We start from the raw sequence: 25,207 nt of genomic DNA on the forward strand, positions 1-25,207 counted from the left end.
GGGATGAGCCTCGGGGCGTGAGGTTCGGGGAGGGTCCAGGGCCGTAGAACCCAAGGGACCCGGGATCGGATCAGGCGCTGAGGGCGGGGATCACCACAGCGTTGATGTACGAGGCGATGAAGGCCTGGGTCGGTGGCTGTTCGTCGATCAACGTCCGCGCCACGAAGGCACCGATGATCATGTGCAGCACGTAGTCGATCGCGGGGTTGTCCGCACGGACCTCGCCGCGGTCGACGGCACGCTGCACCACCCGACGCATCTCCCCGAGTTCCGGCTCGATCAGCCATTCGCGGAGGGCGGCCAGCAGTTCGGGGTTCGTGTGGGCCGCCGTGCCGAGGACTCGCATCAGCGCGGAGTCCTGTTCCATCTGGCAGTCGTTCTGGCGTTGCGTGAGCGCATGGAAGTCGCCCCGCAGGGTTCCGGTGTCGATCGACGCGAGATCGACCGGCTTGTGATGCCGGATCGCCCTCGCGACCAGTTCGGCCTTTCCGCCCCACTGGCGGTAGAGGGTGGCCTTGCTGGACCGGGTGCGGGTGGCGACCGCGTCCATGGTCAGGGAGTCGTAACCGACCTCCTGGAGCAGGTCGAGCACGGCCTCGTACAACTCGGCCTCGCGCTCGGGCGTGATCCGGCTGCGACGCGTCGTTGCTGTCTCAGCCATCCTGCTCACCACTTTCCGCTCGAACGAAACTGTCTCGTACGCCTATGAAGGTACCCCATCCCCAAGCGAAACGAAACCGTTTCGTACGTGTGCTGGGTCACGGCTTCTCACCGACTTCTCACCGGTGTCCCCACTCACGTCCCACCGGCGCCCTCCCCCGGGCCGCGGCACACCCGTTCCGCCGGACCACGAGTTGCCGGGCCCCGCCCACCGGAAAAGCATGGGTGGGTGAGCGACGAGTACGAGAACGCGACCGGAGACGGCCCTCTGCCAGAAGAGGCCGCGGACCGCGGGGCGACCGGGGACGGCCACGGCTCCGCCGCCTACCTGCGCTTCCCGCACCTCAGCGGCGACCGCCTGTGCTTCGCGGCCGAGGACGACCTCTGGGTGGCCCCCCTGGACACCCCCGGCCGGGCCTGGCGGCTGACCGTCGACCGGACGAAGGTGAGCCATCCGCGCTTCTCGCCCGACGGCCGCCACATCGCGTACACGACCTGGCGCAACCTCGTGCCGGAGATCCATCTGGCGCCGGTGGACGGCGGCCCGGCCCGGCGGCTCACCTACTGGGGGAACGCCGACACCCAGGTCTGCGGCTGGTCCCCCGACGGCGACATCCTCGCCGTCGCCTCGCACGGCGAGCCCTTCTCGTACTTCACCTGGGCCTACAGCGTGCCCGTCGACGGCTGCCCCGGCGGCAAGCTCCCGTGGGGCCCGGTCTCCCACATCGCGGTCGAGGACTTCGCGGGCGAGCGCCTGACACTGCTGCTCACCGGCACGCCCCCGCACGAGCCCGCCGCCTGGAAGCGCTACCGCGGCGGTGCCACCGGCCGGCTCTGGCTGCACGGGCGGCGCATCCTCGCCGATCTCGACGGGCACCTGGACTCGCCGATGTTCGTCGGCGGCCGCATCGCCTTCCTCTCCGACCACGAGGGCATCGGTAACCTCTACTCCTGTCTGCACGACGGCTCCGACCTGCGCCGCCACACCGACCACGACACCTTCTACGCCCGGCACGCGTCCAGCGACGGCACCCGGGTCGTCTACCAGTGCGCGGGCGACCTGTGGATCGTCGACGACCTGTCCCCCGAATCGCTGCCCCGCCGCCTCGACGTACGCCTCGGCGGGCCGCGCGCCGGACGCCGTACGTACCAGGTGCCGGCCGCGCAGCACGTCGACGGGATCTCCGTGGACGAGACGGGCCGGGCCGGCGCGGTCGTCGTACGCGGCAGCCTGTACTGGCTCACGCACCGCGACGGCCCGGCGCGCACGATCGCGGACACCCCGGGCGTCCGCGTCCGGCTCCCCGAGATGCTCGGCTCGGGCGGGCAGGTCGCGTACGTGACGGACGCGGAGGGCGAGGACGCCGTCGAGATCGCCTATCTGCCGCGCGCCAGCGGCGAACGCGAGCCGCGCCGGCTGGCCTCCGGCGAACTGGGCCGCGTCCTGGAACTCGTCTCGGACCCGAAGGGCGAGCGTCTCGCCATCGCGTCGAACGACGGGCGACTGCTGCTTCTCGACGCGACGGAGGAGTCCGAGGGCAACTCCCGTACGGAGTCCGGGCAAAGCGGGGTCACGGAGCTCATCCGGTCCATCAACGGGCCGGTGCGCGACCTGGCCTTCTCCCCGAACGGGGCGTGGCTGACCTGGTCGCACCCGGGCATCGGCCGCACCCTGCGCCAGATCAAGATGGCCCGCATCGAGGGTCCGGGCGCGCGCACGATCGTCGACGTCACCAACGGCCGCTTCGAGGACGAGAACCCGGTCTTCACCCGGGACGGCCGCTTCCTCGCCTTTCTCTCCTGGCGCGGGTTCGACCCGGTGTACGACGTCCACACCGGCGACCTCTCCTTCCCGCTGGGCTGCCGCCCGTACCTCGTCCCCCTGTCCTCGGCGACCCCGTCCCCGTTCGCGCTGACCCCCGAGGGCCGCCCGGCGGCGGGCGGCCTGGACCCGGTCGAGGACGATGCCGGCGACGGAACGGTGACCGTGGAGATCGAGGGCCTGGAGAGCCGGGTGACGCCGTTCCCGGTCACGGCCTCCAAGTACTCGGCGCTGTACCCGGTCGCGGGCGGCGGCCTGGTCTGGCTGCGCTGGCCGATCTCGGGAGCACTGGGCGAGACGTTCGCGAATCCGGACGACACGAGCGGCCGTCCGACCCTGGAGTACTTCAACATCACCAAGGCGAAGAAGTCCGAACTGGTCGAGCATCTCGACTGGTTCGCGCTGAGCGGCGACGGCAGCAGGCTGGTCGTGGTCGACGAGGGCGACCTGCGCGCGGTCCCCTCGACGGAGCCCGGCGACGGCGACTCGACCGTCTGGATCGACCTCCGCCGCATCCTGCACGAGGTGGACCCGGCCGCGGAGTGGCGCCAGGCGTACGCCGAGGCGGGCCGTCTCATCCGCGCCTACTTCTGGGCCCCCGACATGTGCGGCATCGACTGGGACGGGATCCTGGAGCAGTACCGTCCGCTCGTCGAACGGGTCGCCTCCCCCGACGAGTTCGCCGACCTGCTCCGCGAGGTCCTGGGCGAACTGGGCACCTCGCACGCGTACGTCACCGCCGCCCGCCGCAACGAGGGCCCGCCGCACTACCAGCGGGCGCAGGGCCTCCTCGGCGCCAACTTCGTGCGCCGCGACGAAGGCTGGCTCGTCCGGCGCATCCTTCCCGGTGACTCCTCCGACTCCAAGGCCCGTTCCCCGCTGGCCGGTACGGGCATCCGCGAGGGCGCGGTCCTCACCCATGTGGACGGCCGCCCGGTGAACTCCGTCGCGGGCCCCTTCCCCCTCCTCGCGGGCGCGGGCGGCACGACGGTCGAGCTGACGTTCACCCCGGCGGAGGGCGAGGGCCGCTCACGCCGGGTCGCGGTGGTCCCCCTGGTCGACGAACGCCCCCTGCGCTACCAGGACTGGGTCGCCAAACGCCGCGAGGTCGTACGGGAGTTGAGCGGCGGGCGCTGCGGCTATCTGCACATCCCGGACATGGGCGGCTCGGGCTGGGCCCAGTTCAACCGCGACCTGCGCATGGAGGTGTCGCGGCCCGCCCTCATCGTCGACGTACGCGGCAACGCCGGTGGCCACATCAGCGAGCTGGTCGTGGAGAAACTCACCCGCACGATCCTGGGCTGGGACCTGACCCGGGGCGCCCAGCCGGTGTCGTACGCGTCCAACGCCCCGCGGGGGCCGGTGGTGGCCCTGGCCGACGAAATGACCTCGTCCGACGGCGACATGATCACGGCGGCGTTCAAACTCCTGAAACTGGGCCCGGTGGTGGGCCAGCGCACCTGGGGCGGCGTCGTCGGCATGACCGGCCGCCACCGCCTGGGCGACGGCACCGTCATCACGGTCCCCATGAACGCCGCCTGGTTCGACGCGTACGGCTGGTCCGTCGAGAACCAGGGCGTCACCCCCGACCTCGAAATCCTCCGCACCCCCCTGGACTGGGCAGAAGGCCGCCACGCCCAACTGGACGACGCGGTCCAACTGGCCCTGGACCTCCTGTCCCTACACCCCGCGGCAACTCCACCAACCTACGAAAACACCCCCACGAGAACCCGCCCGAAGCTACCGCCGAGGACACTTTCGTAGGGGACTCGCCAGTGGGGGTTCCTTCTTGACCGGGGCTCAGCCAAGTCTTTTAGGCGCGCGGGGGGTTCCTTCTTCAGCGGGGCCCACCCAAGTCTTTAGGGGCGCGGGGAACTGCGCGACCAGCCCCAACGCACCCGCACCCAACAACGAACGCCCGCCAAACACAAAAGCGTGGGGCGCCCTCCCGAAGAAGGGCACCCCACGCTCAGGACACTCGATCAGATGTCGTAGTCCTGGTCGAAGCGCTCCTGCGCGTCGCGCGACGCGCGCTGAGCCTCGTCAGGCGTCTGACGCCCCGGCTCCTGCCGCCCCGGCTCCTGCCGCTCACGCTCACGCGACGCCCGCTCACGCGGTTCACGCGGCTCACGCGGCTGCTGCCCGCGCTCACTCGCCTCGTCCCGGCCCTGGCCGGCACGCTGACGCGCCTGCTCCTTGAGCTCCTCGGCCTTGTCCTGGAACTGGTCCTTCATGCCCATGAGATTCACTCCCGTAGTGGGTGGGGGATGGGGCCTCGACCAGATTCACACGGACCGACAAAACGCGCATTTCGATCAGTAACGGTCAGTTACGCAGAGTGCTCCGTGCCTGCTCATCGGCCTCTCCCCCGGCCCCGACCAGCCCCTTGGGAACCTGCCCCACCCGCGGAGCGAACCGCCGCATCTCCCGCTGCCCCACCGATCCGATGAGCCCCGGCAGATACCCGCGTACCCCCTGCATCCCCCGCAGCCACCACTGCCCGTAGACATGGCTGGACCGCCGCTCGATCCCGGCCACGATCCGGTCGACGGCCGGCCCGAGCGGATACGTCTTGCTGGCGGGCCACGGCAGCCGCTGCCTCAACTCCCGCATGACGTCGTCCTGATCGGCCCCGCGCACCATGTCGGTGTCGGTCCAGGACAGATACCCGACCCCCACGCGTACGCCCTTGTACCCGACCTCGGCCCGCAGGCTGTGCGCGTACGCCTCGACGCCCGACTTGGAGGCGCAGTACGCGGTCATCATCGGCGCGGGCGTGATCGCGGCGAGCGAGGCGATCTGCAGCAGATACCCACGGCTCTCCATCAGCACGGGCAGGAAGGCCCGCGCGGTCATCGCCGACCCGATGAGGTTCACCTCGATGACCCGCTTCCACGCCTCCGGGTCGGAGTCGACGAACGGACCCCCGTTGGCGACCCCGGCGTTGGCGACGACGATGTCGACCTTCCCGAACCGCTCCTTCACCTCCGCCGCGACCCGCGCCATCGCCTCGTGGTCGGTGACGTCGGCGTACCAGTGCCCGCTCTCGCCGTGCAGCCGCTCGGCGACCTGCTTCAACGCGTCCGGCTCCAGGCCGACGAGAGCGACCGTGGCACCGCGGGCCGACAGCTTGCGGGCGAGGAGTTCCCCGACGCCCCGCGCGGCCCCCGTGACGACGGCGACCTGCCCTTCCAGGCTGACCCTGCTCATGCGCCCTCCTTCTGCTGGATCCGTACGTATGTGGAGACGAGTTCCCGTATCCGGGTGGTGACCAGCGCGGGCGCCTCGACCGGGGTCATGTGCCCGAGCCCGGGCAGTTCGGTGGATCCGACACAGTGCGGCAGCGCGGCGACGAGTGCGCGGGCGTGCACGACGGGCGTCATCCGGTCGGCCGTGCCGACGACGACCGCGACCGGCACGCTCAACTCCCGTACGCGATGGTCAAGATCGAGTGTGTCGAGCACGTGCGACCAGGCGTACCGCACCTTGCGCGGGCACGCGTGCACGATCCGCGCGCACGCCTCGACCATGCCGGGTGCCGAACCGGCCCCCATCGTCGCGTACTTGAGGATCCGCCGGGCGAGCGGTGTGACGGGCCCGAGCGGCGCCCGCGACCCGAGAACCTTCCTGGTCAGCCAGGTCCGCGGCCCACCGGCCCGCATCGGCACGACCAGCGACTCGGCGACCAGCCGCGAGCTGCCCGTACTGCACAGCAGCACGGCACCCGCGTGCTCCCGGAACCGGTCCCGCCCGGCCGCGGCCATCAGCGTCATACCTCCCATGGAGTGCCCGGCCAGGACGGCCTTCTCCCCGGGCGCGAGCGTGGCGGCCAGCACCGCCTCCAGATCGTCGGCGAGCGCGTCCGCACTGCACACGGGGTTCACGGGACTGCGCCCGTGGCCCCGCTGGTCGTACGCGATCACGCGATGGTCGGTGGCGAGGTCCCTGATCTGCGCCGCCCAGAAGGCGGTCGAGCACGTCCACCCGTGCGAGAGCACCACCGCTGGTGCCCCGTCGGGCCCGTGCACCTCGACGTGCAGCCGGGCCCCGTCCGCGGAGACGGCGGTCAGCTCGCGCGCGGGAACGGGCGGCGCGTAAGGACCGGACGCCACATGCATCAGCCGACTCACGCGCCCGCCTCCACCGTCTTCTTCGTACGACGCCCGGGTGCCGCCTCCGGGGCGGGCGGCGGGCGCAGCAGGTCGTACTCCGCCAGGTCCACGCGCCGCGTCGCACCGCGGAACTCCGTCGTCGTACCGGGCCAGATGGTCGTGTTGACGCCGTTCTCGTCGAGGTACCAACTCGTGCAGCCGCCGGTGTTCCAGACCGTGCGCTTCATACGCTCCTGGACCCGGTGGTTCCAGGCGTCGACCGCGCCGGGCCGTGCGTCGAGGGCGGCCGGCCCGCCGAGCACCGCCAACTGCTTCACGTAGTCGGCCATGTAGTTGAGCTGGGACTCGATCATCAGGATCATGCTGGAGTTCCCGAGGCCGGTGTTCGGCCCGATGATCGTCATCCAGTTGGGGAACCCGGCCGCCGTCGCGCCCCGCAGCGACTTCATGCCGGACCGCCACGCCTCGGCGAGCGTCCTGCCCTCCGCCCCGACGACCCGCTCGGCGATCGGCATGTCGGTCACGTGGAAGCCCGTGCCGAAGACGATCGCGTCGACCTCGGCCTCGCTCCCGTCGGCGGCCACGACGGTCGACCCGCGGACCTCGCTGAGCCCGCTCGCGACCACGTCCACATTGGGCTGCGCGAGGGCCGGGTAGTACGTGCTGGAGAGCAGGATGCGCTTGCAGCCGATGCGGTAGGACGGGGTCAACTTGGCCCTGAGCTCGGGGTCCTTGATGGCCCGGGCCATGTTCCGCTTGGCCAGCTGCTCGACCAGGCCCAGCTCGTTGGGCCGCTTGGTGAACGCCTGGACCTGCAACTCCCGCAGGCCCCACAGGAGTCCGCGCCGGGCCTGCGAGGTGAAGGGCAGCTGCCGGTGGAGCCAGCGCTCGGCCCCGCTGATGGCCCGGTCGACGCGGGGCATCACCCAGGGCGGGGTGCGCTGGAGGACGGTGAGCTTCGCGACGTCCGGCTGGATGGCCGGCACGATCTGGATGGCCGAGGCGCCCGTGCCGACCATCGCGACCCGCTTGCCGCGCAGGTCGTAGTCGTGGTCCCAGCGGGCCGAGTGGAAGACCTTGCCGGGAAAGGTGTCGATGCCGGGAACGTCGGGGACCTTGGGGTCGGACAGCGGCCCGGTCGCGGACACGACGACATCGGCGGTAAGGGTCCCACTGCTGGTCTCGATGACCCAGCGCAGCCGCTCCGCGTCCCACGTCATCATCTTCACCTCCGAGTTGAAGCGAAGATGCGACCGGAGCCGGAAGACGTCGGCGACGTGCTCCAGATAGGCGCGGATGTGCTCCTGCCCGGAGAAGGTGCGCGGCCAGTCGGGGTTGGGCGCGAACGAGAACGAGTAGAGGTGGGACGGCACGTCACAGGCGCAGCCCGGATAGCTGTTGTCCCGCCAGGTCCCGCCCAGGCTGTCGGCCCGCTCCAGGACGACGAAGTCGGTGACGCCCTCACGGCGCAACCGCACAGCGGCTCCGAGCCCACCGAATCCGGAGCCGATCACCGCCACCCGTACATGCTCGTGCTCGGTCATCCCGACGCCTCCATTGCCGCGTACGACGCTGCCGACTCCGCCAGTGAACACTGGCGCAATTGGAGCGTAGAGCAGCTCCATACCGATGGGTAGGGTCTGGAGGAAGGAAAGTTACCGACGGTACGACATAGGCTTCCGGCGTGGCGGACAAGCGGGAGTACCGAATGGAGGAGCTGGCCAGGGAGGCCGGCATCACCGTGCGCACGCTGCGCTTCTACCGCGAGCGCAAGTTGATCCCGCCACCGCGCCGCGAGGGCCGGATCGCCTGGTACGACGAGGACCACCTGGCCCGGCTGCGCACGATCGCCGCGCTCCTGGAACGCGGCCACACGCTCAACGGCATCGCGGAACTCTCCGAGGCCTTCGACCACGGCCGCGACGTCGGCGAGCTCCTCGGTCTGGGCGCGCCCACCGAGGAGACCCCGGTCCGCCTCTCGCCGGAGGAACTGGCGGACGTCTTCGCGGGCCAGGACACCCCGGAGAACCTCGCCGCGGCCCTCGACCTCGGCTACCTCGCCACCGACGGCACGGACCTCGTCCACATCAGCCGCCGCCTGCTGGACACGTCGGCGGCCCTGGTCCGCGAGGGCATCCCCCTGGCGGACGTCCTCGCCGCGGCCCACCGGGTCCGCGAACACGCCGACGCCCTGGCCGAGTTGTTCGCCGCCCTCGTCCTCACAACCGGAACGGCCGACCGCACCGCGGAGGACCTCCAACGCCTGCGCCCGCTGGCGAAGAGCGTGGTGGAGGCGGAGCTCTCGATGGCGCTGGACCGGCGCCTACGGGGTCAGAGGTCGTAGACCGCGGTCACCGGCGCATGATCCGACCACCGCTCGTCGTGCGTGGCCGCCCGCTCCACGAATCCCTTGACGGCCTTGGCCGCGAGACCGGGCGTGGCGACCTGGTAGTCGATCCTCCACCCTGAATCGTTGTCGAAGGCCCGCCCCCGGTACGACCACCACGAGTACGGCCCCTCCACGTCCGGATGGAGCGCGCGTACGACGTCCACGTACCCGCCCTCCGTCTCGTCGAGGACGCGGCCGAGCCATTCGCGCTCCTCCGGCAGGAAGCCGGAGTTCTTCCGGTTGCCGCGCCAGTTCTTGAGGTCGGCCTCTTGGTGGGCGATGTTCCAGTCGCCGCAGACGACGACCTCGCGCCCGTCGGCGGCGGCCCGCTCGCGCAGGTCCTTCAGGTAGGCGAGGAACTCGTCCATGAACCGGACCTTCTCGTCCTGCCGCTCGGTGCCGACCTCGCCGGAGGGCAGGTACAGGCTGGCGACGGTGACGCCGGGCAGGTCGGCCTCGACGTACCGTCCGCTGCCGTCGAACTCGGCGGACCCGAAGCCGACCTGGACGCGGTCGGGCTCGCGGCGCGTGTAGAGGGAGACGCCGGCCCGCCCCTTCGCGGCGGCGGGCGCGTGCACGACATGCCATCCCTCGGGCTGCCGTACGCCCTCCGGGAGTTGCTGGGGCTCGGCCCGTACCTCCTGGAGGCACAGCGCGTCGGCGGACGTCTCCGCCAGCCACTCCACGAAGCCCTTCTTGGCGGCGGCCCGGAGCCCGTTCACATTCACAGAGGTCACAGTCAGCACCCGGGCACGATACCGGCACACTGGATGTGCACAGCGCCCGGCCGAGCCCTCCGCACGGACGGGCACACCGCACGCCTCCGTCCCACTCACCGCATAGAAGTACGATACTCAGCATGAATATACGCCGGGTCGCCTTCGACCACCCCGACGCCGTCAAGCTCAACGACCAGGTGCAGGCCGAGTACGCCGTGCGCTACGGGGACGAGGGCGACGTCACCCCGCTCGACCCGTCGATGTTCGAGCCGCCGGCCGGCCTGTACCTGATGGCGTACGACGTCCAGGAGCGCCCGATGGCCACGGGCGGCTGGCGCACCCAGGACGAGAACGACGAGGGCTACTCGGACGGCGACGCCGAGCTGAAGCGCATGTACGTGATCGAGGAGGCCCGGGGCAACGGCCTGGCCCGCCGCATCCTGGCGGCCCTGGAGGACGACGCCCGCGCGGCCGGCCGCATCCGCATGGTCCTGGAGACCGGCAACAAGCAGCCCGAGGCCATCGCCCTCTACGCCTCCAGCGGCTATGAGCCGTGCGTCAAGTTCGGCCACTACCGCTTCCACGAGGACAGCCGCTGCTTCGCGAAGCTTCTGTGAGGACTCCCGCCCGGCGCGGGCGGGGCCACTAGCCTGTCGTGATCATCGGCCCGGTTCACCACGGGCACCGGACGGCCGGACCCGTACCACCGGCCTCACGACACCTCACGACACCTCACGACAGGGGACCCATGACTTCGCGCCGCCGCACGCCCGGACTTCTGCGAGCCGCCGTGCCCGTCACCGCCCTCGCACTCGCCCTCACGGCGTGCTCCGACGGCGGGACCGAGGCATCCGGCGCGGACGACAAGGGCGGCTCCTCCGCCGCGGCGGGCGTCATCTCCCTCAAGTCGGCGCAGGCCGTCCTGCTCAACTACGCCAAGGTCAACAACGCGGCCAACGCCGCGCAGGCCCCGGACAGGACGGCCGAGGTGGAGGGCGGTGCGCTGCTCCAGCAGAGTCAGGCGACGTTCACCCAGTTCAAGGCCCTGCCGAAGAAGGAGCAGGCGAGCTTCAAGACGCCGTTCCACTACCCGGTGGAGGGCGCCCGCTTCTACATCCCCCGCAAGGGTTCGCCGCAGGTCTTCATGGTCGACACCCGGGTGACCGGCGAGGACATCGAGAAGGACCGCCGCCGCCTCCTGGTCTTCGAGCACGTGAAGGATTACGAGAAGAGCAAGAACAAGGGTGCCGAGTGGAAGGCGGTGTCCGTCGGCGAGGCCGACGGCAGGCTGCCGGCCGTGGAGCGCGACGACGACGGCTTCGTCACGGTCCTCAAGGCCTCGGACACCGTGGGCAAGGTCAAGCTGGACGACCTGCGCGACCTGTCCAAGGACTTCTACGTCACGGGCGGCAGGAAGACGGGCGCGAGCTTCGTGAACACCGCGTCCGTGAAGACCTGGAAGAAGGCGTACACGAACCGCGCCGCCTTCGACGACGGCTGCGTCGACGGCGAGTACGAGCCCGGCTTCACCGCGGCCGAGACGGCGTACGGCCTGAAGACCACCGACGGCGGCGCGCTGGCCCTGTACGACTTCGGCGTCGACTACCGGAACTGGCCGAAGGCCGAGGGCCCTCGCTGTGGCACCCAGCTGGACATCGACGACCTGCCCACGGTCACGGACGTCTATCTGGACGGCAGGACCAGCACGAGCGGCCTCACCCGCACGAACTCCCTGATCACCATGGCCGTTGTCCCCGCGTCCGGCACGGACATCCGCGTCACGGGCCACCACCTGCAGATGGTCAACGCCAAGTAGCGAACACGGCGAAGCGGGGAACACGTCAGAGCCCCGGTCGGTGATACCGACTGGGGCTCCGATCTGTGCGTGGGGCGTTCACGAGTCCCCGTGGCCTGCCGAGTTGAGGGCTGCGAGTGATCGCTTCCCGGCCGGCAGGTGATCGTTTCCCGCCCGCCCCCACCCGGGTGGGGAACATCGACGCCATGGGGGAAGGCGGGGAGCGGACGGGACGGTCCGATGTCTTCGCGGAACCCACCGCCGAGCGACAGGGCGTCACATCTGACCGCTCCCGTCTCCGTCGATCGTCGTCGGCGTCCCGGAGGCGACCGGCGTCGCATCCAGGTGATCCCGCAGCCACTGCTCGGTGTTGCTGACGTGCAGCAGCGCGGCGGCCTGGCTGAGTGCGGCGTCGCGGCGGGACAGAGCACTGAAGATCGCCTCGTGCTCAGCGAGGGTGCGCCCCGCGGCCTGGCCGTCGACCAGGCCGCGCCAGATGCGGGCCCTCAGGGTGCGGCCCGAGACGCCCTCCAGGAGCGTGACCAGTGACTCGTTGCCTGTGGCGGCGACCACCGCGCGGTGGAACGCCGCGTCGTGCGCGTTGAGTTGCTCGACATCGTCGCGGGCCTCCCGCATGGCGTCCAGGTGCCGCTTCGCCTCGGCCAGGTCCTCGTCGGAGATCCGGGTGGCGGCCAGCGCGGTGGCGACCGGCTCGAGCAGCCGCCTGACCTCCATCAGGTCCAACAGGGCACCCGCATCGCTCTGCAGCAGGTCCACCGCACCCCCGAGACCCTCCAGCAGCAGACTCGGCTGCAGGCTGGTCACATAGGTGCCGTCACCCCGTCTGACCTCCAGCACCCGGGCGACGGCCAGCGCTTTGACCGCCTCCCTCGCCAGATTGCGCGAGAGCCCCAGCTGCGCGGCCAGGTCCGGCTCCGGAGGCAGCTTGGCGCCTGGCGGCAGCGCACCCGAGCGAACGAGCTCGCGGATCTGCTCGATGGCCTTGTCCGTCAGGGACAAAGGGGACCTCTCTCCGAAAGACATGTGATGTATCTTCCCGCACGAACTGCTTGATGGAGCATCAAATCGGTCATATCAGCTGTCTCGTCAGGGCAATTCATCCCTGCACACCCGTTGACAGTGAAGGGTCGCGTGCCTGACGTTCGTGCGTAACACCAGGCGCTCAAGTCCCATGGGTTCCGCTTCGCCGGAGGTTTCCGCAGTGTCGCAATCGATCAGCAGGCGCAGGCTACTGGCCGGTGCCACGTCCGTCGTGGCGGCCGCGATGGTCACCGACGTGTTCGCCGGCGGCAATGCCATGGCGGCCCCGCGCACCTACACGCCCACCTGGGACTCGGTGAACCGTCATCCGGCGGCCCCCGAGTGGTTCCGGGACGCCAAGTTCGGCATCTACTTCCACTGGGGCGTGTTCAGCGTGCCCGCGTACGACAGCGAGTGGTACCCGCGGAACATGTACGAGCCGGGCAGCAAGGCGAACAAGCACCACATCGCCACCTACGGCAACCCCGCCGACTGGCCGCTCCACAACTTCATCAACGGCGCGGACGACCTCGCCGGGGACCACGTGGAGTTCGCGCCGAAACTCAAGTCGGCCGGCGGCAACTTCGACCCCGACGAGTGGGCGCAGCTCTTCGTCGACGCCGGCGCGCGGTTCGCCGGCCCGGTCGCCGAGCACCACGACGGCTACTCGATGTGGGACAGCAAGGTCAACGAGTGGAACTCCGTGGCCAAGGGGCCGCGGCTCGACCTGCTCCATCTGTTCACCGACGCCATCCGCGCCCGCAACCTCAAGCTGCTGGTGGCGATGCACCACGCGTACAACTACACCGGCTACTACGAGTACGCACCCGCTCAGTCCGACCCGAGCTTGAAGAAGCTGTACGGCCAGCTGAGTTCGGCGAAGGAGAACCAACTGTGGTTCGACAAGCTCAAGGAGGTCGTCGACCGGGCCCGGCCGGACATCCTGTGGCAGGACTGGCGACTTGACCACGTCGACGAGACGCAACGGCTGAACTTCCTGGCGTACTACTACAACCAGGCGAACAAGTGGGGCAAGGAAGTCGTCGCCACCTACAAGGACGGGCTCAACGCCCACGGCGAGGTCTTCGACTACGAGCGGGGCGGACCGGCCGACCTCACCGCGCCGTACTGGCTGACCGACGACAGCATCTCCAACACCAGCTGGTGCTACACCGAGGGCATCGGCTACTACTCGCTCGTGCAGATGCTGCACTCGCTGATCGACCGGGTCAGCAAGAACGGCAACATGCTGCTCAACATCGCCCCGCAGGCCGACGGCACCATCCCGCAGGGCCAGCGCGACCTCCTCCTCGCCATCGGCGACTACCTGAAGCGCCACGGCGAGTCGATCTACGACACCCGGGCGTGGACCGCGTACGGCGAGGGCCCGACGAAGATGGGCGGCGGTTCCTTCACCCGCCCCACGGCCGGCACCGCGCAGGACATCCGCTTCACCCGCAACAAGGCGGACACGGTCCTGTACGCCACGGCCCTCGGCTGGCCCGGCAGTTCGCTCACGATCGAGACGCTCGGCTCCGAACGGATCGATCTGGCCTCGCTGTCCTCGGTGAAACTGCTCGGCGCGACCGCCGGCGAATACATCGACCTCCCCGCCCCGGCCCAGGACGCGTCGGGGCTGAAGGTGACCCTGCCGTCCACGGCGCCGTTCGACGCGCCCGCGTACGTACTCAAGCTCCGCTTCTCCGGCCGGATCCCCGCGCTGCGGCCCCTCGTCGGTGCCGTGGCCCACCAGGGCGCCAACTACGCGGGTGACAGCGCCGTGTTGGCCGTCGGCGGCTACACCGCCGAACAGCTCTCCCTCGCCGGCATCCCGCCGCGTACTCTCTCCTCGCTGCGGCTGGCCCCGGGATACCAGGTCGTCGGCTACTCCGGCGACGACTTCACCGGTAGGTCGTGGACCTTCACCGTCGACAACGCCAGGATCCGGAGCAGGATCACCTCCCTGAAGGTCGTGTTCGACCCGGCCGCATACTTCCGCGTCACCAACGTCACCAACGGGCTGGTCCTGGACGGCGGCGGCGACGTCCCCGCCGGCTCCGACCTGAAGCTGCGGACCTGGGACGGTTCGACCGACCTGCAGTGGCACGCGGTCGACCTCGGCAACGGCCACCACAAGCTGGAGAACCGCGCCAACGGCCTCGTCGCCGACGGTGGGGGCGCCACGAGCGACGGCGCCCCGGCCAGGCAGCAGGCGTGGAACGGCGGCACCAACCAGCAATGGCTGATCACCCACCGCGGCGACGGCCGCTACTCCATCGCCAACCGCACCACGGGCCTCGTCCTGGACGGCGGGGGCAACGTCTCCTCCGGCTCCGTCACCAAGCAGTGGACCTGGGGCACCAGCACCAACCTGCTGTGGACCTTCACCAAGATCTGACGGGATACCGCGCCGCGGCAACCGACCGACGCTGTACGGACCATGCGCCTCCGCACACGTGCGGAGGCGATGTTCGACGTGCTGCCGGCGGCGTCGCCTGAACGGCGAGGGCGAACGGCTGCTGCGTGCGCTGCGCGACGACGCCGTGGTGGCACCGCTCGCACTGAGCGCTCTGGCGCACCGTGAGCTGTTGTCACCCCGCGGACATGACCGACGCCGAGCATCTGCGGGTGCTCGCCGAGAGCCTGCTGCAGCTCGTGGAGCCGGCGGGCGGCCGGGAGGGCGCGAAGGAGGCGCCGCGCGCCCAGGGCCCCGAGGCCAGGGACGCGGTTGCCGCCGCGCTGGAATCCGCGCACCCGGACCGGGCCGGACTCGAAGAGCTCAGGCAACTGCCGGCCCAGGCCTTGCGTACTTCCGCCGCGCTCCGCGGGCAGGAGCGGGCGCAAGCGGCACCGGTGAGCGGGTGACATCCGACGGGGAGCCGGTCGCCCGTGAGGCGGTCGGCGGGGCTCGCCGGCCTCGCCGATCGCATCCGCGAGTCCGCGTCCCGCCCGCCCGCGACCCGGCCCGCCGCCCTCACCGCCATCCTGCGCGGCTACCAGCCGCGCGGCCTCGCCCGGGGCTTGCCGAGATGTGCGGACGCGGCCTGGCGGCTGCCTCCCCGACGACATGGGCCTGCGCAAGACGATCACCCCGCTCGGCCTCCACCTGCACCGCCGGAGCGACCCGGACACCACCCGGAAACGACGAAGATCCCGCCCGATCTTCCGATCGGACGGGATCTCGTCAACTACTCCCGAGCTAACTCAAGAACAGCCGTGTGCGTGGACCTGTGGGGATTTGAACCCCAGACCCCCTCGATGCGAACGAGGTGCGCTACCAGACTGCGCCACAGGCCCTTGCAACGAGTGAAACTCTAGCATCCCGGTCAGGGTGCTTGGAAATCCGTTCCCGGGCCCTCACCCGCTGGTCAGGAGCGGGCCCGCGGCGGGACTTCTGAGGCGCCGTCACTCGTTGGCCGCGCGCGGCCGGTCGCCGTCCTCGTACTGGTCGAAGAGGGGCGTGCGGCCGCGTTCGCGGGCGCGGCGGGCCGAGGCCGCGCGCCGGGCGTCCGCGGCGCTGTCCGACGCGTCGTCCGCGTCGGGCTCGCCGAGCTCCTCTCCCGCCTCGGCCGTCGGGCGGTCGGCGTTCGGTTCGACCGTGCTGGACCGGGCCGAACTCCAGGCGTCGGGTCCGCCCAGGTCGACGTCGGACGTGGCGCGAGGGGCGACCGGGGCGGTCACGTACGTCGGCAGCGGCACCGGGACGGGGTCCCAGCTGTCACCGCCGGAGGGGCCGCTGCGGCGCTCGCGCTGCTGGTCGACCCACTCGGCGTGGTCGGTCTGCTCGACGAGGGCACGGCGGTCGGCGGCGAGCGCGGACAGACCGGGATCGGTGTCGGCCTCGGGTCCGTCCTCCGGCTCGTCCGCGGCACCCGGGTCGGTGGGCGGCCGCCGCCTGGGCTGACGCTCCCGCAGTCGCTGCGCCGCGACCTCGGCCCGCCTGCGGTCCATCACGTAGGTGAAGCGCCGGCGCTCCTGGGAGCGCAGATAGGCGATGTAGACGCTCAGCATCACCGCGGGCACCCCGGGCGCCCACAGGAACGCGAGTCCGCCGACGGCCGCGACGATCGCGCCGAGCGTGAAGGCCATGAAGAGCATGACCGTCGTACGCCGCCGGCGCGCGAGCACCTTCGAGCGCCGGGCGCGCGCCGCTGCCTCCGCGGCCGCGGCCCGCCTGGCGGGAGACGACGCGGACGCTCCGTCCGACGAGGGCTTGGCGCCCTGCCGGGGTACCGGCCGGCCGTCCGCCGCACGGCCGGACTTCGGTGCGGGGTGGGCGGCACCGGCCGGGGAGCCGGGCTTCGGCACCGTCGCGGACACCTGTCTCGACGCCTGCCGTGCCGCCTGTTCCGGTGCGTGTTTCGACGCCTTCTTCGGCGTCTGCCTCGAAGCGGGCTGCGCCTGTGCCTGACCCTCGGACCGCGCTTCGTCCCGCGCGTCCCGTCCGTCACGCACGTCTCGTGCATCCCGTACGTCGTCGGCGTCGGCCCGTACCTCGCGACGGGTCGGAGGCATGGCGAAGGCCCGGACGTCCACCGAGTCGGTGACGCCGTCCGGGTCGGCGTGGTGCTCCCCCTCTTCGGCGGAGCGCGCCCGCAGGTCCTTGGCGTACCGGCGCTCCATGCCCGCCCGGCCGGACAGAAGCCGGATGGCGGTGCTGAAGCGTTCCGTCGGACGGGCCTCATTCAGCTCGTCCTGCCTACGGAGCCACATAGGCACCAAGTAGGCGGCCCAGGCCCCGACAATGACTGCGTAGATGAGGCCGCTGCTGCTCACGCCTCACACGGTAGAGGGGTTTGCGTGAGGCCATCTGCCAATTGAGCCGGTGTGTCGCACGATCTGGCTGATATTTCGAGCTTTTTTTGTGACCGATGCGATCAGCAGGCCGCCAGGGGCGCGAAATTAATGCCCGAGGATGGTCGATCGCCGATCACTTTCGAACACCCATTTCATTTACGCGGTGTTCCGGGGGGTGTCCCGCGGTGAGTTTTCGGACGTGTTCCGCGAGCGTGTCCGCCGCCAGCGGGCCAGCAGTCCTTCGGGCACCTCTTCGGCCGTGAGCGCGAAGACGAGGTGGTCACGCCAGGCGCCGTCGATGTGGAGATAACGTGGACGAAGGCCTTCGTCGCGGAATCCGAGTTTCTCCACGACCCGTCGGCTCGGTCCGTTCTCGGGCCGAATACAGACCTCGATGCGGTGCAGACCAACGGTTCGGAAGCAGTGGTCGGACACAAGCGCCACGGCAGTCGGCATCACTCCGCGACCGGCGACCGCCTCGTCCACCCAGTAGCCGATATGGCCCGAGCACATCGAGCCCCAGGTGATTCCGGCGACCGTCAACTGCCCGACGAGCCGCCCCTGGTACTCGATGACGAACGGCAGCATCCGCCCCGAGTTCGCCTCGGCGCGCAGATGCCGGACCATCTGGCGATAGGTCGGCCGGTGGGCGATCGGCCCGCTGGGCGTGGGCGGCGGGATGGTCGCCTCCCAGGGGCGCAGCCAGTCCCGGTTACGGCGGTTCACGTCGCGCCAGGCCCGCTGGTCGCGCAGCTTTATGGGCCGGAGGACCACATCGCCGTCCACCAGCTCGACCGGCCAGGATGGGCTGTTCAGCTCACACCCCCACTGCCGCTGGGTCTGGGGTGGTCGCCGCCGCGGATCTGCTCGACGGCGTGGATCAGGAGGGGTTCGAGGACGGCGAGACCGTCCCGCACCCCGCCGGTGGAACCGGGAAGGTTCACGATCAGTGTCCTCTCCGCGACCCCGGCGAGGCCCCGGGAGAGCGCCGCCGTGGGCACCTTCTCCCTTCCGAACGCCCTGATGGCCTCGGGAATGCCCGGCACCTCGTACGTGATCACCTCGCGCGTGGCCTCGGGGGTGCGGTCGGTGGGTGAGATGCCCGTGCCGCCGGTGGTCACGATGACGTCGTACCCGGCCTGGGCGCCCACCCGCAGGGCGTTCTCGACGGGGTCACCGTCAGGGACCACCCACGGTCCGTCGACCGCGAAGCCGAACTTCATGAGCCCCTCCGCGATCAGGGGCCCGCCCCTGTCCTCGTAGACACCCGCCGCAGCCCGGTTCGAGGCCGTCACGACGAGCGCGCTGTACGGGGCGGTCAGCGCGCCGCCGATCGGTGGTTCGGCCGGTGCCGCCGTCATGCCCGGCTCCAGTCGCCGGACTTGCCGCCCGTCTTCTCCTCCACACGCACGTCCGTGATGACCGCCCCCTTGTCGACCGCCTTGACCATGTCGATCACGGTGAGAGCCGCGACGGTGACCGCGGTGAGGGCCTCCATCTCGACGCCCGTGCGGTCGGTGGTCTTCACGGTGGCCAGGATCTCGACGGCGTCGTCCGCGACCGACAGGTCAAGCTTGACACCCGACACCGACAACGGGTGACAGAGCGGGATCAGATCCGGTGTGCGCTTGGCGCCCATGATGCCCGCGATGCGCGCGGTGGCGAGGGCGTCTCCCTTGGGGACCCCCTCGCCGCGCAGCAGCTCGATCACGCGGGGCGAGACGAGGACGCGACCGCTCGCGCGGGCCGTGCGGGCGGTCACGTCCTTCTCGGACACATCCACCATGCGGGCGGCGCCCGCCTCGTCGATGTGGGTCAGTCGGTCCTGCGTACTCATGATGGCTGGGGCGCTCCCGGTCGGGCCTGTTGTGCGCGACACGGTACCCCCAACTCGGGGCCTTCAGCCGAGGAGGACCACGTCGACCTCGGTGCCGGGCTCCACGGACTCGTCGGACTCGGGGACGACGATCAGCGCGTTCGCGTGCGCGAGGGCCGCGATCAGGTGGGATCCGGCGCCGCCGACGGGCGTCACCTCCCCGTCCGCGTACCGTCCGCGCAGGAATTGACGGCGTCCGGCGGGCGAGGTGAGCGCCTTGTCCGTACGGAGGGTCGCCCTGGTGGTGGACCGGTGGACGTCGTCGACGCCCATCAGTGTGCGGATCGCGGGGCGCACGAACAGCTCGAAGGACACGTACGACGACACGGGGTTGCCCGGGAGCGCGAGCAGCGGGGTGTGGTCGGGGCCGATGGAGCCGAAGCCCTGGGGCTTGCCGGGCTGCATGGCGAGCTTGCGGAAGTCGATGCCGCTGCCCGCCTCGTCCTCGTCGCCGACGGAGGACAGGGCCTCCTTGACGACGTCGTACGCGCCGACGCTGACGCCGCCCGTGGTGACCACGAGGTCTGCGCGGATGAGCTGGTCCTCGATGGTGGCGCGGAGTGTCTCGGCGTCGTCGGCGACCGCGCCCACGCGGTAGGCGATCGCGCCGGCGTCACGGGCGGCGGCGCACAGCGCGAAGCTGTTGGAGTCGTAGATCTGGCCGGTGCCCAACTGCTCGTCGGGCTGGACCAGTTCGCTGCCGGTGGACATGACGACCACGCGCGGGCGCGGGCGCACCCGGACGGTGCCCCGGCCGATCGCGGCGAGCAGGCCGATCTGCGGCGGGCCGAGGACGGTGCCCGCAGCAAGGGCGCGGTCGCCGGCCTTCACGTCGCTGCCCTTGGCGCGCACGTGCGCGCGTGCCTGTGCCGAGCGGTGGACGTGGACCTCGCCGGAGGCGCCCTCGGGGGACGCGCTGCGGGCGCGCATCCCGGAGACGGGGCCCTCGCCGAGGCCCCCGTCGGTCCACTCCACGGGGACGACGGCCTCGGCGCCGGGCGGCAGCGGGGCACCCGTCATGATGCGGGCGGCCTGGCCGGGTCCCACGTTTAGCAGCTCGGACTCGCCCGCCGCGACGTCGCCGACGACCGTGAGCACGGCCGGGTACTCCTCGCTCGCGCCCGCGACATCGGCGACCCGGACCGCGTACCCGTCCATCGAGCTGTTGTCGAACGGCGGCAGGGAGACCGGCACGGTGACGTCCTCGACCAGGACGCAGCCCTGGGCGTCGAGGAGCTGCAGCTCGATGGCTTCGAGGGGGCGGACGGTCGCGAGGATGTCCTCCAGGTGCTCGGACACCGACCAGAGGTGGTCCTGGCCGGTGACACGGGTCGCGGCGCTGCTCAAGTTGCTACATCTCCTCGGTGACGTAACTGCGAAGCCAGGTCCGGAAGTCCGGGCCCAGGTCTTCACGTTCGCACGCGAGTCGGACAATGGCACGCAGATAGTCGCCCCGGTCACCGGTGTCATAGCGGCGGCCCTTGAAGATCACGCCGTGCACCGGGCCGCCGATCTTCTCGTCGGCCGCGAGTTGCTGGAGGGCGTCGGTGAGCTGGATCTCGCCGCCGCGGCCGGGCTCGGTCTTGCGCAGTATGTCGAAGACGTGGGGGTCGAGGACGTAGCGGCCGATGATCGCGTAGTTGCTCGGGGCGTCGGCGGCGTTCGGCTTCTCGACCAGGTCGTGGACCTTGACGACGTCGCTGTCGTCGGTGGCGTCGACGGCCGCGCATCCGTAGAGGTGGATCTGCTCGGGGGCGACCTCCATGAGGGCGATCACGCTGCCGCCGTGCTGCTCCTGGACGTCGACCATGCGCTTGAGCAGCGGGTCGCGCGGGTCGATCAGGTCGTCGCCGAGGAGCACGGCGAAGGGCTCGTGGCCGACGTGCGGGGCGGCACAGAGCACGGCGTGGCCGAGGCCCTTGGGGTCGCCCTGGCGGACGTAGTGCATGGTGGCGAGGTCGCTGGACTCCTGCACCTTGGCGAGCCGGTCGGCGTCGCCCTTCTTCTGAAGGGCCGATTCCAGCTCGTAGTTGCGGTCGAAGTGGTCCTCGAGGGGGCGCTTGTTGCGGCCCGTGATCATGAGGACGTCATCGAGGCCCGCGGACGCGGCCTCCTCGACCACGTACTGGATCGCCGGCTTGTCGACGACCGGCAGCATCTCCTTGGGAGTGGCTTTGGTGGCCGGCAGGAACCGGGTGCCGAGGCCTGCTGCGGGGATGACAGCCTTGCTGATCCTGGGGTGTGCCTGAGTCATGCCCGACACCATATCCGGTGCCTTTGTATGGAATCTGTGGCTCCGGTTAATTTGTTCTCATATGAGCGCATTATGAAGGGTACGGAACAAGTCTATGAGCCACCTTGGACCCGAACCCGAGTCTGGCAAGCGACTGTTGCGGCGAGGGTTCCTCACGGTGAGAAGCCGGTATACGGCCGATGACGTGCGGGAATCCGGGGCCGCACTCGCCACCCGCGCCCTGGAGCTGCCCGAACTGGCGCACGCGCGCACGGTGGCAGCTTACGTGTCTGTGGGGAGCGAACCGGGCACGCGTGCGCTCCTCGACGCACTCCACGCGCGCGGCGTGCGCGTCCTGCTCCCGGCGCTGCTCCCGGACAACGACCTGGACTGGGGCGCGTACGCCGGAGAGGGCTCGCTCGTCGCCGTACAACACCGGGGAAAGATGGCTCTCTTGGAGCCCGCGGGCGAGCGGCTGGGTCCGGACGCCGTGCTCGCGGCCGACGCCGTGCTGCTGCCGGGCCTGGCCGTGGACGCGCGCGGGACGCGGCTCGGCCGGGGCGGAGGATCGTACGACCGGGTGCTGGCGCGGCTCGACCGGGCGGGCGCGGATCCGGCCCTTGTGGTGCTGCTGTACGACTCCGAAGTGGTCGACCGCGTCCCCGGGGAGCCGCACGACCGGCCGGTGCACGCGGTGGTGACCCCTTCGGGAGTACGCCGCTTCCGCCGGCCCTCTCCGTAGAGGCCGGTCGCACGGTGGGAGCCTCGGCCTCTCCGTAGGGGCCGCGACCGCTCCCGCAGGGGCGGCACCACGTGAGAACGGCCCTCCACGCGCGCGTGGAGGGCCGTTCTCACGTGGTGCTCAGGGCTTAAGGACCAGCGTGTCCGACGTTTCCTCGTCGACCGCCTGCTCCTTGTAGGCCCAGGGCAGCAGTTCGCCCTTGACCCACTTGCCCGTCTGGTCGATGTAGTGGGCGCTGTAGGCGTGCCCGGAGGCACCGGTGAGGTTGATCCACTTCGACTTGTCGAAGTCCTCGAGGTTCACCACCATGCGCATCGACGGCACCCAGACCACGGAGTAGCCGCCCGCGGCGTTCCAGCCGGTGGCGTTCACCGCCGCCTCGCCGCCGCCCATGTTGTACGGGCCGCGGTTGAGCATGTACTTCAGGAAGCCGGGCCCTTCGAGGCCCAGGGTCTGGTTCTTGAGGTAGAGCCGGTGCAGCCGGCCCCAGTTCCAGCTGTCGATGTCCTTGCCGAGCTTGGCGGTGAGCTCCCAGCGGGCGTCCGTGAGGGCCCGCCCGAAGAGCTCGTCGCGGGTGTTGACGGCCTTGTCGGTACGCGTCTTCGGCGCCGACCACCAGGCGTTGTCCTCGTCGTCGAGGATCTTGCGCACCACCTCGAACCAGCGGTCGCCGCCGTCCGGCTGCGCACTGTCGGCGTCGCGCTGACCGCACTCGCGCACCCGCCGGTCCTCGTCGGCGGGACCGGTGGAGTCCACCGGCTCGACGTTCAGGCACTGGCCCTCGACCCGCAGCTCCTTGGGCAGCTTGTTGCCGAAGGCGAGCTTGAGGATGTTGCGCCAGGTCGCGTTGAAGTACGCGGCCGCGGCCGAGTCGGCGTCCTGGGTGTAGTTCCAGCCCTCCAGGAGCTTCTGCGCCTCACGGACGTGCTTGTCGGCCACGTCGATCTTGAGCAGCTTGGGCACCAGGAGCTTGGCGATCTCGCTGCTGTTGTCGAGCTGCATCTGGCGCATGTCGTCGGTCGAGATCTTGCCGCCGCCCTTGATCTTCGACTCGATGAGATCGGCGATCCGCTGGCTGCGCGTGCCGTAGCCCCAGTCAGTGGTGAGCGTGTACGGGTACTTGTCCTTGTCGACGACGGCCTGGTTGGCGGTCACGATGTAGCCGCGGTCGGGGTTGTACTCGTAGGGCAGCTCGGCCTGCTTGATGTAACCGGTCCAGCGGTACTTGGAGTCCCAGCCGGGCGAGGGGAGCGAGCCGTCGCCCTCACCGCGGATGGGGATCCTGCCCGGCAGCTGGTAGCCGATGTTGTCGTCCCTGTCCGCGTAGGTCAGGTTCTGCGAGGGCACGTCGAACAGGGCGGCCGCCTTGCGGAACTCCGTCCAGTCGGTGGCCTTGTTCATCGCGAACACGGCGTCCATCGAGTTGCCCGGGTTCAGGGCGGTCCAGCGCAGGGAGATGCCGTAGCCGTCGCCGCGGTCCGGTGCCGCGCTGTCGACGGTGGCCTTCTTGCCGACCTTCACGAGCTCGTCGTCGCGGTCGGACAGCAGCGGTCCGTTGTTGGTCTCCCGGACGACGATGGTCTTGGCCTCGCCGCCCGCGACGTTGATCTTCTCCTCGCGGGTGGTGAAGGCCTTCACCTTGTCGTCGTACTCGTAGCCGTTCCCGGTGAGCTTCTCCAGGTACAGGTCGGTGACGTCGGCCCCGGAGTTGGTCATGCCCCAGGCGATGCTCTGGTTGTGGCCGATGACCACGCCCGGCATGCCCGCGAAGGTGTACCCGGAGACGTCGTACTGGCACTTCTCGGAGACGCTCCTGCAGTGCAGGCCCATCTGGTACCAGACGGACGGCAGCGAGGGCGACAGGTGCGGGTCGTTGGCGAGCAGTGGCTTGCCGGTGATGGTGTGGGTGCCCTTGACGACCCAGGAGTTCGAGCCGATGCCGTTGCCGTTCACGCCGACGGCCGCCGGGACGTCGTCGAGCACCTTGTAGAGGCCCGACAGCTGACTCTGCAGCCCGGAGGGGGCCTCGGCGTTGTTCGCCAGTCCGGTACCCGCCGCGGACTGCGTACCGCCGGTACCGGTACCGGTACCGGAGTCGCCGCCCTGCTGATACTCCCCGGTGGTGCTGTTGTACTCGCCCTCCTGCACGATCGGCTTGTTCCGGTCGTACGGGTACGCCGGGTACAGGTCGTCGATCTGCTGCGGGCCCAGACGGCTGGTCATCAGGGAGCGGTCGATCTCGTCCTGCATGTTGCCGCGCAGGTCCCAGGCCATCGCCTTGAGCCAGGCCACCGAGTCGACCGGGGTCCACTCCTTGGGCTTGTAGTCGTTGCGGAAACCGAGGGCCGCGTACTCCAGTGAGATGTCCGCGCTGTCCTTGCCCTTCAGGTACGCGTTGACCCCCTTGGCGTATGCCTGCAGGTACTTCTTCGTCTCCGCGGAGAGCGTGGTCTTGTACTCCTTCTCCGCCACCCGGTCCCAGCCGAGCGTGCGCAGGAACTCGTCCTCGTCGACCTGGCTCTCGCCGAACATCTCGGAGAGCCTGCCGGCCGTCATGTGACGGCGTACGTCCATCTCGTAGAACCGGTCCTGCGCCTGGACGTAGCCCTGCGCCATGAACAGGTCCGCGTCGGTCGAGGCGTAGATCTGCGGGATCCCGTAGCCGTCGCGCTTCACGTCCACGGGGCCCGACAGGCCGTCGAGCGTGATGGAACCCTTGGTCTGGGGGAAGGAGGCACGGACGGTGCTGATGCTCCAGAACGACCCGTAGGCGACGCCGCCGATGATGGCCAGAACCAGGACGATCAGGATCAGACGGGCTCTGCGCCCCTTCTTCCTGCCGGACTTGCCGGGCTTTTGACCGGAAGATGCGGTGGTGTTGGGGGGCATCGCTGTCCTTGCTGTCCTCACGCGAGCGGCAGGCGGGCTTGTCCATTTGACTGAGCGCTGGAGCAACCATAGGCGCAGGGCCAACTCGGACTTGACGCGGAGTCGGGAACCCGGGCGGACGGGAGTTCGATC

The 25,207-nt window shown here is 70.3% G+C and carries 21 protein-coding genes and 1 tRNA gene; 7 read left to right on the forward strand and 15 right to left on the reverse strand.

Going from position 1 to position 25,207, the window contains the following annotated elements; translation table 11 throughout:
- Positions 1–70 precede the first annotated feature (70 nt).
- The gene (locus OG718_RS24340; RefSeq protein ID WP_143638885.1) at positions 71–661 is read right to left on the reverse strand and encodes a TetR/AcrR family transcriptional regulator; all 591 of its coding nucleotides are present in this window, start codon (positions 659–661) and stop codon (positions 71–73) included.
- Between the two features lie 267 nt (positions 662–928).
- On the opposite strand from OG718_RS24340, the gene OG718_RS24345 reads away from it, so the two are divergent.
- Positions 929–4,246: a S41 family peptidase gene (locus tag OG718_RS24345; protein ID WP_328847822.1), complete on the forward strand. Its 3,318-nt coding sequence runs from the start codon at positions 929–931 to the stop codon at positions 4,244–4,246.
- 218 nt (positions 4,247–4,464) lie between these two features.
- Here the strand turns inward: OG718_RS24345 and OG718_RS24350 are convergent, their stop codons facing one another.
- The 4 genes from OG718_RS24350 to OG718_RS24365 form a co-directional block, all read right to left on the reverse strand.
- A complete protein-coding gene (locus OG718_RS24350; RefSeq protein WP_328845151.1) occupies positions 4,465–4,716 on the reverse strand; it encodes a hypothetical protein in 252 nt (83 codons plus the stop codon).
- A gap of 91 nt (positions 4,717–4,807) precedes the next feature.
- On the reverse strand, positions 4,808–5,692 hold the full coding sequence (locus OG718_RS24355) for an SDR family oxidoreductase (protein WP_143638882.1): 885 nt from the start codon (positions 5,690–5,692) through the stop codon (positions 4,808–4,810).
- A complete protein-coding gene (locus OG718_RS24360) occupies positions 5,689–6,612 on the reverse strand; it encodes an alpha/beta fold hydrolase (protein ID WP_328845152.1) in 924 nt (307 codons plus the stop codon). Before OG718_RS24360 ends, OG718_RS24355 begins: the two co-directional genes overlap by 4 nt.
- The gene (locus OG718_RS24365; protein WP_328845153.1) at positions 6,609–8,138 is read right to left on the reverse strand and encodes a flavin-containing monooxygenase; all 1,530 of its coding nucleotides are present in this window, start codon (positions 8,136–8,138) and stop codon (positions 6,609–6,611) included. Before OG718_RS24365 ends, OG718_RS24360 begins: the two co-directional genes overlap by 4 nt.
- Positions 8,139–8,302: 164 nt before the next feature.
- On the opposite strand from OG718_RS24365, the gene OG718_RS24370 reads away from it, so the two are divergent.
- Positions 8,303–8,938, forward strand: coding sequence for a MerR family transcriptional regulator (locus OG718_RS24370; RefSeq protein ID WP_143639311.1), 636 nt, complete (start codon positions 8,303–8,305; stop codon positions 8,936–8,938).
- Here the strand turns inward: OG718_RS24370 and OG718_RS24375 are convergent.
- A complete protein-coding gene (locus tag OG718_RS24375; protein ID WP_143638876.1) occupies positions 8,926–9,750 on the reverse strand; it encodes an exodeoxyribonuclease III in 825 nt (274 codons plus the stop codon). The two genes, OG718_RS24370 and OG718_RS24375, sit on opposite strands and share 13 nt — an antisense overlap.
- Before the next feature lie 92 nt (positions 9,751–9,842).
- Between OG718_RS24375 and OG718_RS24380 the strand changes: the two genes are divergently transcribed.
- On the forward strand, positions 9,843–10,319 hold the full coding sequence (locus OG718_RS24380) for a GNAT family N-acetyltransferase (protein ID WP_306938561.1): 477 nt from the start codon (positions 9,843–9,845) through the stop codon (positions 10,317–10,319).
- 131 nt (positions 10,320–10,450) lie between these two features.
- Positions 10,451–11,518: a hypothetical protein gene (locus OG718_RS24385; protein WP_143638873.1), complete on the forward strand. Its 1,068-nt coding sequence runs from the start codon at positions 10,451–10,453 to the stop codon at positions 11,516–11,518.
- 255 nt (positions 11,519–11,773) lie between these two features.
- Here the strand turns inward: OG718_RS24385 and OG718_RS24390 are convergent, their stop codons facing one another.
- Positions 11,774–12,517, reverse strand: coding sequence for a FadR/GntR family transcriptional regulator (locus OG718_RS24390; protein WP_328847823.1), 744 nt, complete (start codon positions 12,515–12,517; stop codon positions 11,774–11,776).
- Positions 12,518–12,719: 202 nt separating this feature from the next.
- Between OG718_RS24390 and OG718_RS24395 the strand changes: the two genes are divergently transcribed.
- Positions 12,720–14,936 (forward strand): alpha-L-fucosidase, encoded by a 2,217-nt coding sequence (locus OG718_RS24395; protein WP_328845154.1) that lies wholly within the window; start codon positions 12,720–12,722, stop codon positions 14,934–14,936.
- A 206-nt stretch (positions 14,937–15,142) separates the two neighbouring features.
- Positions 15,143–15,403 carry a hypothetical protein gene (locus OG718_RS24400; RefSeq protein WP_328845155.1) on the forward strand — a complete coding sequence of 87 codons (261 nt, stop codon included), beginning with the start codon at positions 15,143–15,145 and terminating at the stop codon, positions 15,401–15,403.
- A 358-nt stretch (positions 15,404–15,761) separates the two neighbouring features.
- Here OG718_RS24400 and OG718_RS24405 read toward each other — a convergent pair.
- From OG718_RS24405 to galU, 7 genes are all read right to left on the reverse strand, one after another.
- A tRNA-Ala gene (locus OG718_RS24405) sits at positions 15,762–15,835 on the reverse strand.
- 108 nt (positions 15,836–15,943) lie between these two features.
- Entirely contained in the window at positions 15,944–17,314 is a 1,371-nt protein-coding gene (gene sepX / locus OG718_RS24410; protein ID WP_328845156.1) for a divisome protein SepX/GlpR, read from the reverse strand.
- 177 nt (positions 17,315–17,491) lie between these two features.
- Positions 17,492–18,151, reverse strand: coding sequence for a GNAT family N-acetyltransferase (locus tag OG718_RS24415; RefSeq protein ID WP_063997313.1), 660 nt, complete (start codon positions 18,149–18,151; stop codon positions 17,492–17,494).
- Positions 18,148–18,696 carry a MogA/MoaB family molybdenum cofactor biosynthesis protein gene (locus OG718_RS24420; RefSeq protein ID WP_143638867.1) on the reverse strand — a complete coding sequence of 183 codons (549 nt, stop codon included), beginning with the start codon at positions 18,694–18,696 and terminating at the stop codon, positions 18,148–18,150. Before OG718_RS24420 ends, OG718_RS24415 begins: the two co-directional genes overlap by 4 nt.
- The gene (gene moaC / locus OG718_RS24425; protein ID WP_143638866.1) at positions 18,693–19,172 is read right to left on the reverse strand and encodes a cyclic pyranopterin monophosphate synthase MoaC; all 480 of its coding nucleotides are present in this window, start codon (positions 19,170–19,172) and stop codon (positions 18,693–18,695) included. Before moaC ends, OG718_RS24420 begins: the two co-directional genes overlap by 4 nt.
- Before the next feature lie 63 nt (positions 19,173–19,235).
- Complete coding sequence (gene glp / locus OG718_RS24430; protein WP_143638864.1) at positions 19,236–20,558, reverse strand: molybdotransferase-like divisome protein Glp; 1,323 nt, start codon at positions 20,556–20,558, stop codon at positions 19,236–19,238.
- Positions 20,559–20,562: 4 nt separating this feature from the next.
- Complete coding sequence (galU, locus tag OG718_RS24435) at positions 20,563–21,465, reverse strand: UTP--glucose-1-phosphate uridylyltransferase GalU (RefSeq protein ID WP_143638862.1); 903 nt, start codon at positions 21,463–21,465, stop codon at positions 20,563–20,565.
- Between the two features lie 94 nt (positions 21,466–21,559).
- On the opposite strand from galU, the gene OG718_RS24440 reads away from it, so the two are divergent.
- On the forward strand, positions 21,560–22,186 hold the full coding sequence (locus OG718_RS24440; RefSeq protein ID WP_328845157.1) for a 5-formyltetrahydrofolate cyclo-ligase: 627 nt from the start codon (positions 21,560–21,562) through the stop codon (positions 22,184–22,186).
- A gap of 120 nt (positions 22,187–22,306) precedes the next feature.
- On the opposite strand, the gene OG718_RS24445 is transcribed toward OG718_RS24440, so the two are convergent.
- Positions 22,307–25,075 (reverse strand): penicillin acylase family protein, encoded by a 2,769-nt coding sequence (locus OG718_RS24445; RefSeq protein ID WP_143638859.1) that lies wholly within the window; start codon positions 25,073–25,075, stop codon positions 22,307–22,309.
- Between the last annotated feature and the right edge of the window lie 132 nt (positions 25,076–25,207).

Source organism: Streptomyces sp. NBC_00258 (genome assembly GCF_036182465.1).
Lineage (GTDB): Bacteria > Actinomycetota > Actinomycetes > Streptomycetales > Streptomycetaceae > Streptomyces.

Bases quoted from the DNA above. Each gene is read 5' to 3' on its own strand.
- OG718_RS24340 (WP_143638885.1), bottom strand. From the start codon at position 661: ATGGCTGAGACAGCAACGACGCGTCGCAGCCGGATCACGCCCGAGCGC.
- OG718_RS24350 (WP_328845151.1), bottom strand. From the start codon at position 4,716: ATGAAGGACCAGTTCCAGGACAAGGCCGAGGAGCTCAAGGAGCAGGCG.
- OG718_RS24355 (WP_143638882.1), bottom strand. From the start codon at position 5,692: ATGAGCAGGGTCAGCCTGGAAGGGCAGGTCGCCGTCGTCACGGGGGCC.
- OG718_RS24365 (WP_328845153.1), bottom strand. From the start codon at position 8,138: ATGACCGAGCACGAGCATGTACGGGTGGCGGTGATCGGCTCCGGATTC.
- OG718_RS24370 (WP_143639311.1), top strand. From the start codon at position 8,303: ATGGAGGAGCTGGCCAGGGAGGCCGGCATCACCGTGCGCACGCTGCGC.
- OG718_RS24380 (WP_306938561.1), top strand. From the start codon at position 9,843: ATGAATATACGCCGGGTCGCCTTCGACCACCCCGACGCCGTCAAGCTC.
- OG718_RS24385 (WP_143638873.1), top strand. From the start codon at position 10,451: ATGACTTCGCGCCGCCGCACGCCCGGACTTCTGCGAGCCGCCGTGCCC.
- OG718_RS24400 (WP_328845155.1), top strand. From the start codon at position 15,143: ATGACCGACGCCGAGCATCTGCGGGTGCTCGCCGAGAGCCTGCTGCAG.
- OG718_RS24420 (WP_143638867.1), bottom strand. From the start codon at position 18,696: ATGACGGCGGCACCGGCCGAACCACCGATCGGCGGCGCGCTGACCGCC.
- moaC (WP_143638866.1), bottom strand. From the start codon at position 19,172: ATGAGTACGCAGGACCGACTGACCCACATCGACGAGGCGGGCGCCGCC.
- galU (WP_143638862.1), bottom strand. From the start codon at position 21,465: ATGACTCAGGCACACCCCAGGATCAGCAAGGCTGTCATCCCCGCAGCA.
- OG718_RS24440 (WP_328845157.1), top strand. From the start codon at position 21,560: ATGAGCCACCTTGGACCCGAACCCGAGTCTGGCAAGCGACTGTTGCGG.
- OG718_RS24445 (WP_143638859.1), bottom strand. From the start codon at position 25,075: ATGCCCCCCAACACCACCGCATCTTCCGGTCAAAAGCCCGGCAAGTCC.